This window comes from Roseivivax isoporae LMG 25204 (assembly GCF_000521865.1).
Classification (GTDB): domain Bacteria; phylum Pseudomonadota; class Alphaproteobacteria; order Rhodobacterales; family Rhodobacteraceae; genus Roseivivax; species Roseivivax isoporae.
This window is the reverse complement of sequence record NZ_JAME01000027.1, coordinates 62,514-69,392: the sequence shown is the minus strand read 5'-3', so window position 1 is coordinate 69,392 and position 6,879 is coordinate 62,514. Positions and strand designations below refer to the sequence as shown.

The 6,879-nt window shown below is 71.3% G+C and carries 9 protein-coding genes; 7 read left to right on the top strand and 2 right to left on the bottom strand.

The window, feature by feature from the left end:
- A partial coding sequence (locus RISW2_RS16440; RefSeq protein WP_043773241.1) for a trimeric intracellular cation channel family protein occupies nucleotides 1–509 on the top strand: 509 nt, incomplete at its 5' end.
- Nucleotides 510–512: 3 nt separating this feature from the next.
- On the opposite strand, the gene RISW2_RS16435 is transcribed toward RISW2_RS16440, so the two are convergent.
- Entirely contained in the window at nucleotides 513–1,691 is a 1,179-nt protein-coding gene (locus tag RISW2_RS16435; RefSeq protein WP_043773225.1) for a MalY/PatB family protein, read from the bottom strand.
- 124 nt (nucleotides 1,692–1,815) lie between these two features.
- Between RISW2_RS16435 and def (RISW2_RS16430) the strand changes: the two genes are divergently transcribed.
- The 6 genes from def (RISW2_RS16430) to radC all read left to right on the top strand — a co-directional run bounded on the left by def (RISW2_RS16430) (nucleotide 1,816) and on the right by radC (nucleotide 5,282).
- Nucleotides 1,816–2,334, top strand: coding sequence for a peptide deformylase (gene def, locus RISW2_RS16430; RefSeq protein WP_043773224.1), 519 nt, complete (start codon nucleotides 1,816–1,818; stop codon nucleotides 2,332–2,334).
- On the top strand, nucleotides 2,331–2,828 hold the full coding sequence (def, locus tag RISW2_RS16425) for a peptide deformylase (RefSeq protein WP_043773223.1): 498 nt from the start codon (nucleotides 2,331–2,333) through the stop codon (nucleotides 2,826–2,828). The genes def (RISW2_RS16430) and def (RISW2_RS16425) overlap by 4 nt, the downstream gene beginning before the upstream one ends.
- Nucleotides 2,825–3,319, top strand: a complete 495-nt coding sequence (def, locus tag RISW2_RS16420; protein ID WP_043773222.1) for a peptide deformylase — start codon at nucleotides 2,825–2,827, stop codon at nucleotides 3,317–3,319. The genes def (RISW2_RS16425) and def (RISW2_RS16420) overlap by 4 nt, the downstream gene beginning before the upstream one ends.
- A 152-nt stretch (nucleotides 3,320–3,471) precedes the next feature.
- Entirely contained in the window at nucleotides 3,472–3,921 is a 450-nt protein-coding gene (gene msrB, locus RISW2_RS16415) for a peptide-methionine (R)-S-oxide reductase MsrB (RefSeq protein ID WP_043773221.1), read from the top strand.
- Nucleotides 3,918–4,427, top strand: a complete 510-nt coding sequence (gene msrA / locus RISW2_RS16410) for a peptide-methionine (S)-S-oxide reductase MsrA (protein WP_043773220.1) — start codon at nucleotides 3,918–3,920, stop codon at nucleotides 4,425–4,427. Before msrB ends, msrA begins: the two co-directional genes overlap by 4 nt.
- Before the next feature lie 99 nt (nucleotides 4,428–4,526).
- Nucleotides 4,527–5,282 carry a RadC family protein gene (gene radC, locus RISW2_RS16405; RefSeq protein ID WP_043773219.1) on the top strand — a complete coding sequence of 252 codons (756 nt, stop codon included), beginning with the start codon at nucleotides 4,527–4,529 and terminating at the stop codon, nucleotides 5,280–5,282.
- A 7-nt stretch (nucleotides 5,283–5,289) separates the two neighbouring features.
- Here radC and RISW2_RS16400 read toward each other — a convergent pair whose 3' ends face one another.
- Nucleotides 5,290–6,843, bottom strand: coding sequence for a phosphate ABC transporter substrate-binding/OmpA family protein (locus RISW2_RS16400; protein WP_244437603.1), 1,554 nt, complete (start codon nucleotides 6,841–6,843; stop codon nucleotides 5,290–5,292).
- Between the last annotated feature and the right edge of the window lie 36 nt (nucleotides 6,844–6,879).

The window sequence follows — 6,879 nt, the reverse complement described above, 5'->3', positions numbered from 1 at the left end:
GACTTTTCAGGGGAGCAGGTCACACGCTGCGCGACGTGCTGCTCGACCGCCCCGTGTTCTGGATCGAGGACCCGACCTACCTGTTCGTGGGCAGCGCCGCCGCGGTGGTGGTCTTCTTCACCGCGCATCTCCTCGAATCGCGCTACGCGGCGCTGCGCTGGGTCGATGCCGCGGCGCTGTCGGTGGCGGTCGCGGCCGGGTCGGGGATCGCCGCGGGGCTCGACCAGCCGCCGCCGGTGATCGTCCTCATGGGCATGATCACCGGCTGCATGGGCGGCCTCGCCCGCGACGTGGTCACCAACGAGATGCCCATGGTGCTGCGGCCTGGCGAGCTCTACGTCACCTGCGCCTTCGCCGGCGCGCTGGTGACCGCGACCGCAGACCGGATGGGCGTGACGGGGCCGGTCCCGGCGCTGGCCTGCGCCACGATCTGCTTCGTGCTGCGCGCGGGCTCGCTGCGCTACGGCTGGTACCTGCCCGGATACTGCGCCCGCCCGCCGCGCCGCTGAGCCCTATTGCAGGTCGGAAAAGGCCGCCTGCAGCCGCGCGCCCGCCTCGCGCACGCGCGCCCGGGGCGTCGCGAGGTTGAACCGCAGGAAGCTCTCGCCGCCCGTGCCGAAGGTCGGCCCGTGGTTCACCGCGATCCGCGCGTCGCGCTCGACCCGCGCGGTGAACTCGTCCTGCGTCATGCCCGTGCCCGCGAAATCGACCCACGCCAGGTAGGTGGCCTCGAGCGGCATCGACGCGAGCCCCGGCACCGCGTTCACCATCTCGTCGAAGATCCGCCGGTTGCCCTCGAGGTAGTCGCGGAGCTCGTCCACCCAGGCCGCACCCTCGGGCGAGTAGGCCGCCCGCGCCATGGCGAGCCCGAACGAGTTGGGCGAGATCCCGAGCCCCGCCATCCGTGCCGCGAAGCGCCGGCGCAGCTCCGGGTCGGGCACGATCACGTTGCCCACATGCGCGCCCGCGATGTTGAAGGTCTTGGTGGTCGCCGTCATCATCACCAGCCGGTCCGCGATGCCGGGATCGGCCAGCGCCATCGGCACGTGCCGCTGTCCCGGCATGATCAGGTCGTGGTGGATCTCGTCCGAGACGAGGATCAGGTCGTGCCGCCTCGCAAAGGCCGCCACGCCCGCCAGCTCCCCGGCGGTCCACACCCGGCCGCCGGGATTGTGCGGCGAGCAGAGCACCAGCATGCGCTCGTCGCCCGTCATCGCGGCGTCCCAGCCATCGAAATCCATCTCGTAGCGGCCGTCTCGCTGGAGCAGCGGCATCTCGGCCACCCGCCGCCCCGCGCTGCGGATCACCCGGGCGAAGGCGTGGTAGACCGGGGTCATCAGCACCACCGCGTCGCCGGGCTCGGTATAGGCGTCGACGCACAGCGCCGTGCCGTTCACGAGGCCATGGGTGGTGAAGATCTCCTCGGCCGCCACCTGCCAGCCGTGGCGCTCGGCCATCCACCAGCGGATCGCGTCGAGATAGGGTCCGTCGTTGCCGAAATAGCCGTAGACGCCGTGCGCCGCCATGTCCTCGACCGCCTGCTGCACCACCTCGGGCGGGCGGAAGTCCATGTCGGCGACCCACATGGCCAGACCGTCGGCCGGATCGACGCCGTAGACCTTCTGCATCATGTCCCACTTGGCGCAGTGGGTGCCCCTGCGGTCGATCTCCTCGTCGAAGCGGCTGCTCATGTCGGTCCGGTCTCCTGTTCCGCCTGTGATCGGCGCCGAGCCTAACGCGCGGCGCCCCGGCCGCAAGCCCGGAAGCCCGCGGCGGGCGTTGCGCGGGGGCGTGTCCTGACTTATCTGACGCAGCATGAAGCGGCCCATCATCCTCCACCCCGACCCGCGGCTCAAGAAGCCCTGCGCGCCCGTCGACGACCTGTCGGACGCGCTGCGCACGCTTGCCGACGACATGCTCGAAACCATGTACGACGCCCCCGGCATCGGCCTCGCCGCGCCGCAGGTGGGCGTGCTGTCGCGCCTCATCGTGCTCGACTGCGTCAAGGCCGAGGATGCGCCGCCGCGCCCGCTCGTCATGTTCAACCCGGAGGTCCTGCAGGCCTCGGAGGAGCTGCGCACCTACGAGGAGGGCTGCCTCTCGATCCCCGACCAGTTCGCCGACGTGCGCCGCCCGGCGCAGGTGCGCGTGGGCTGGATCGACCGCGACGGCACGCCCAGGGAAGAGGACTTCGACGGGCTCTGGGCGGTCTGCGTGCAGCACGAGATCGACCACCTGAACGGCCGGCTCTTCATCGACTATCTCGGGCCCATGAAGCGGCAGATGATCACCCGCAAGATGCAGAAGCTCAAGCGCGAGCAGGCCCGCGCGTGAGCGTCCTGCCGATCCTGACCTGGCCCGACGCCCGCCTCGCCACGTCCTGCGCGATCGTGGACGATCCCGCCACCGTCGAGACGCTGGTGCGCGACCTCTTCGAGACCATGTACGACGCCCCGGGCCGCGGGCTCGCGGCGCCGCAGGTGGGCGTGCTCGACCGGGTCTTCGTCATGGACGCGGGCTGGAAGGACGGCGAGATGACGCCGCGCGCCTGCATCAACCCCGAGATCGTCGCGGCTTCCGGGACCTTCGCGCGCCACGACGAGGGCTGCCTGTCGATCCCGGGCATCGCGGTGCCTGTCGCGCGGCCGGACCGGGTGACGCTGCGCTATACCGGCATCGACGGCGTGCGCCACGAGGTCGACCTCGCGGGCGCCGAGGCGCTGGTGGCGCAGCACGAGCTCGACCATCTCGACGGCATCGTGACCTTCGACCGGACCGACCCCGCGCTGCGCGACGACCTGATCGCGCGCTTCCGGGCGGCGCGATGACCGCCCGCCCGATCCTGCGCTGGCCGCACCCGGTCCTGCGCCGCCCCGCGGCGCCCGTCGCGGCGGTCACCGACGAGATCCGCCGCCACTGGGACGACATGATCGACACCATGGAGGCGATGCCGGGCGTGGGCCTCGCCGCGCCGCAGATCGGCCTCGGCCTGCGGCTCGCCGTGGTCGACGCCTCCGAGGCGCGCGGGCAGGCGATCCGCATGGCGAACCCGGAAATCCTGCACGCCAGCGTCGAGCTGCGCCCGCACGAGGAGGCGAGCCCCTGCCTGCCCGGCGTGTCGGCCCGGATCGCGCGGCCGCGCGCCGTCACCGTGCGCTTCGTCAACGCCGAGGGCGAGACCGAGGACCGCGACCTCGTGCTGCTCTGGGCGACGAGCGTGCAGCACCAGGTCGACCACCTCGACGGGCGGATGTATTTCGACCGTCTGGGCCGCGTGAAGCGCGACATGCTGCTGCGCCGCGCCCGGAAGCAGGGCTGACCCGGCCCCGGGGCCGGGAACCGCGCCCCCGTCTTCTTCTTGGCCCAAGTATCCCCGCCGGAGGCTCCCGCGCCCCCCGCCCGCGGGACGCTTCCATTCTGCGCGGGAACACCCACATAACCCCCAACGGAAACAGCAAGCGCGGGGAAGACATGACCACTTACCGCAAGGACGCGGACGTCATCGCGACATTGACGCCGGAACAGTACCGCGTGACCCAGGAGAACGGCACCGAGCGCCCGGGCACCGGCGAATACCTCTCGAACAAGGAACCCGGCATCTACGTCGACATCGTGTCGGGAGAGCCGCTCTTCGCCTCCTCCGACAAGTACGAATCGGGCTGCGGCTGGCCGAGCTTCACCAAGCCCATCGAGCCCGCGCACGTGGCCGAGCTGCGCGACACCACGCACGGCATGATCCGCACCGAGGTGCGCTCGACCCATGGCGACAGCCATCTCGGGCACGTGTTCCCCGACGGGCCCCGCGATCGCGGCGGCCTGCGCTATTGCATCAATTCCGCCGCCCTCCGGTTCGTCCACCGCGACGACATGGAGGCCGAAGGGTACGGCGCCTATCTCGACCAGGTGGAGGACGTGGCATGACGACCGAACGCGCAGTTCTGGCAGGCGGCTGCTTCTGGGGGATGCAGGATCTGATCCGCAAGCTTCCGGGCGTGACGCGGACGCGGGTGGGCTACACGGGCGGCGACGTCCCGAACGCCACCTACCGCAACCACGGCACGCATGCCGAGGGGATCGAGATCCTGTTCGACCCCGACCGCATCAGCTACCGCCGGATCCTCGAATTCTTCTTCCAGATCCACGACCCGACGACGCTGAACCGGCAGGGCAACGATCGCGGCATGAGCTACCGCTCGGCGATCTACTACGTCGACGAGGCGCAGCGCGAGACGGCGCTCGACACGATCAAGGACGTCGAGGCGTCGGGGCACTGGCCGGGCAAGGTCGTGACCGAGGTCGAACCCGCGGGCGATTTCTGGGAAGCGGAGCCCGAACACCAGGACTACCTCGAGCGCATCCCGAACGGCTACACCTGCCATTTCCCGCGGCCCGACTGGGTGCTGCCGCGCCGCGACGCCGCGGAATAGGCCGGGGCCGCCCGGCCGGATGCGGGAGCGAGGTTACAGGCGCGGCGGGAAACCGCCGCGTTAACCTTTTTTTCAGGGGCTCTGGGCGAGGCTGGTGCCATGACACGGGTCCGCCAGTTTAACGAGGATCAGGGTGCACTGTTTCACGGCGACCCCGTGTCGGCAGCGCCCGGGCCGCGGCTTCCGTCCTACATCCGCGACCATCGCGCGCGGCTGCGGGACCGGTTCCTAGCCGGCGGGCCCGAGGCGCTGCCAGATTACGAACTTCTCGAACTCGTGCTCTTCCGCGCCATCCCGCGGCAGGACGTTAAGCCGCTGGCGCGGCAGCTGCTCGACCTTTTCGGCGACTTCAACCGCGTGATCTCGGCCCCCGCCGCGCGGCTGCGCGAGGTCAGGGGCGTGGGCGACGCGGTGATCTGCGAGCTCAAGGTGGTGGAGGCGGCGGCGCACCGGCTGTCGCGGGCGCGGGTGATCCACCGCCCTGTGCTGTCGAGCTGGAACGCGCTTCTCGACTATTGCCGCACCGCCATGGCCCATGCGGAGATCGAACAGTTCCGCGTGCTCTACCTCGACCGCAAGAACGTGCTGATCGCGGACGAGGCGCAGGCGCGGGGCACCGTGGACCACGTGCCCGTCTACCCGCGCGAGGTCGTGAAGCGTGCGCTGGAACTGAACGCCTCGGCGCTGATCCTCGTGCACAACCACCCGTCGGGCGACCCGACGCCCTCGCAGGCCGACATCGACATGACGCAGCAGATCCGCCTGGCCGCGGACGCGCTCGGCATCGTGCTGCACGACCACCTGATCGTGGGAAAGGCCGCGGAACTGAGCTTCCGGTCGGCCGGCTACCTGTGAGCCGCGCTCAGCGCACCCAGACCTCGACCCGGCGGTTCGCCTCGCGTCCCCAGCGGGTGTCGTCGCAGGCCATGGGCATCGCCTCGCCGAAGCCGTCGGTGCCGATGGTCAGCCGGTCGAAATCCGCGGCCTCGGCGGCCCGCAGCACCGCGTCGCGCACCGCCACCGCCCGGTCGCGGGCGATCTTCAGGTTCGATGCCGCCGGCCCCTGTCGGTCAGAGAACCCCGCGAAGAGCAGGCGCCGCGCGTCGTAGCGCCCGGCCTCGATCGACCGCGCCAGCTGGTGCACGTTCGACCGCGACTGCGCGTCGAGCTGGGCCGAGCCCGGTTCGAACCGGAACGACGTCGTCAGCCGCTGCATCGGCCCGAGGGTCGACACCAGCCGCTTGAGCTCGGCCAGGCCGGGCTCGCCCATGGCCACCACGATGGCGTTCGCGAACCGGTCTCCCTGCAGCTCGACCGGCACCTCCTCGGGCGCCTGGTCGACGAAGCCCGCGCGCCGGATGACGATCTGCGCCGGGTCCGACCGCGTGAAGCTCAGGAACTCGCGCGCGAGCGCCGGCAGCCGCCGTGCCGGCAGGTAGAGGAACATGGGGGCGGTCAGCGGGTAGTCCTCGGTCTTGATGCTGCGCCGCGTCGCCGACAGCTCGAACCCGCAGCGCCCGCCGATCCGGAGGGCGCGGGTGTTGCCGGTCTCGGAGAAGCTCGCGATGCCGAAGCCGAACGGGTCCGCCGCGACCGCCCGCGCCAGCGCCTCGTTCGACGCGTGCCGCACCGCGGTTCCCGGCACGTCGAGGCCCGCCGGGCCCAGGATGCGGTCCGAGATGCCCTGGCTCAGCCCCGACGCCTCGTTGCGCAGGTGCAGCACGATCGGCGCGTCGGGCCCGCCGAGCCGCGCCCAGTTGGTGATCCGCCCGCCCAGCACCCGCGCCAGGTCGCCGAGCGAGACCTGAGTGACCGGGTTGCCCGGTGCCACCACCGGCACCATGGCGTCGAGCGCGACGACCCGGCTGCGGTTCGCGTCGTCGAGCGTGCCGAGCCCCGCCTCTCGCGCCGCCGCGACCTCTTCGGGGCGCACCTCGCGCAGGGCCATCACGATGTCGGCCTCGTCCGCGAGAAGGTCGGCGAACCCCCGGTCGGTGTCGCTGATGCGGAAGGTGAAGCGGCCGACCACGCGGCCCGTCCCGTCGTCGGCGCCGGTCCTGTCCTCGCGCAGCTCGTAGACGAAACCGCCCTCTACGGGCGCGCGCACGGCGTCGAGCCCGACGCGCAGCGCGAACGCCTCGACCAGCGCCGGCATCAGCACGGTGCCGACGGTCGCCGATCCCGAGATCGCCAGCTCCGCCACGAAATCGGTGAGGGAAGGGCAGCCCGGCCCGTCGCACAGCACGCCGGATCCGTCGACGGTCAGCTCGCCGTACCGCGTGTCGATGCGGTAGAATTCCCCGTCGAAGCCCAGAAGCGTGCCCGACAGTTCGATGGCCCCGTCGCGGGATCGCAACGTGACGTCCTGCGCGAGGACGGCGGGAGCGGCGGTGACAAAGAAAAGTGCGGCGAACATCGCCGCACATGCCTGTCTCATGCGTCGTCCCTGTCG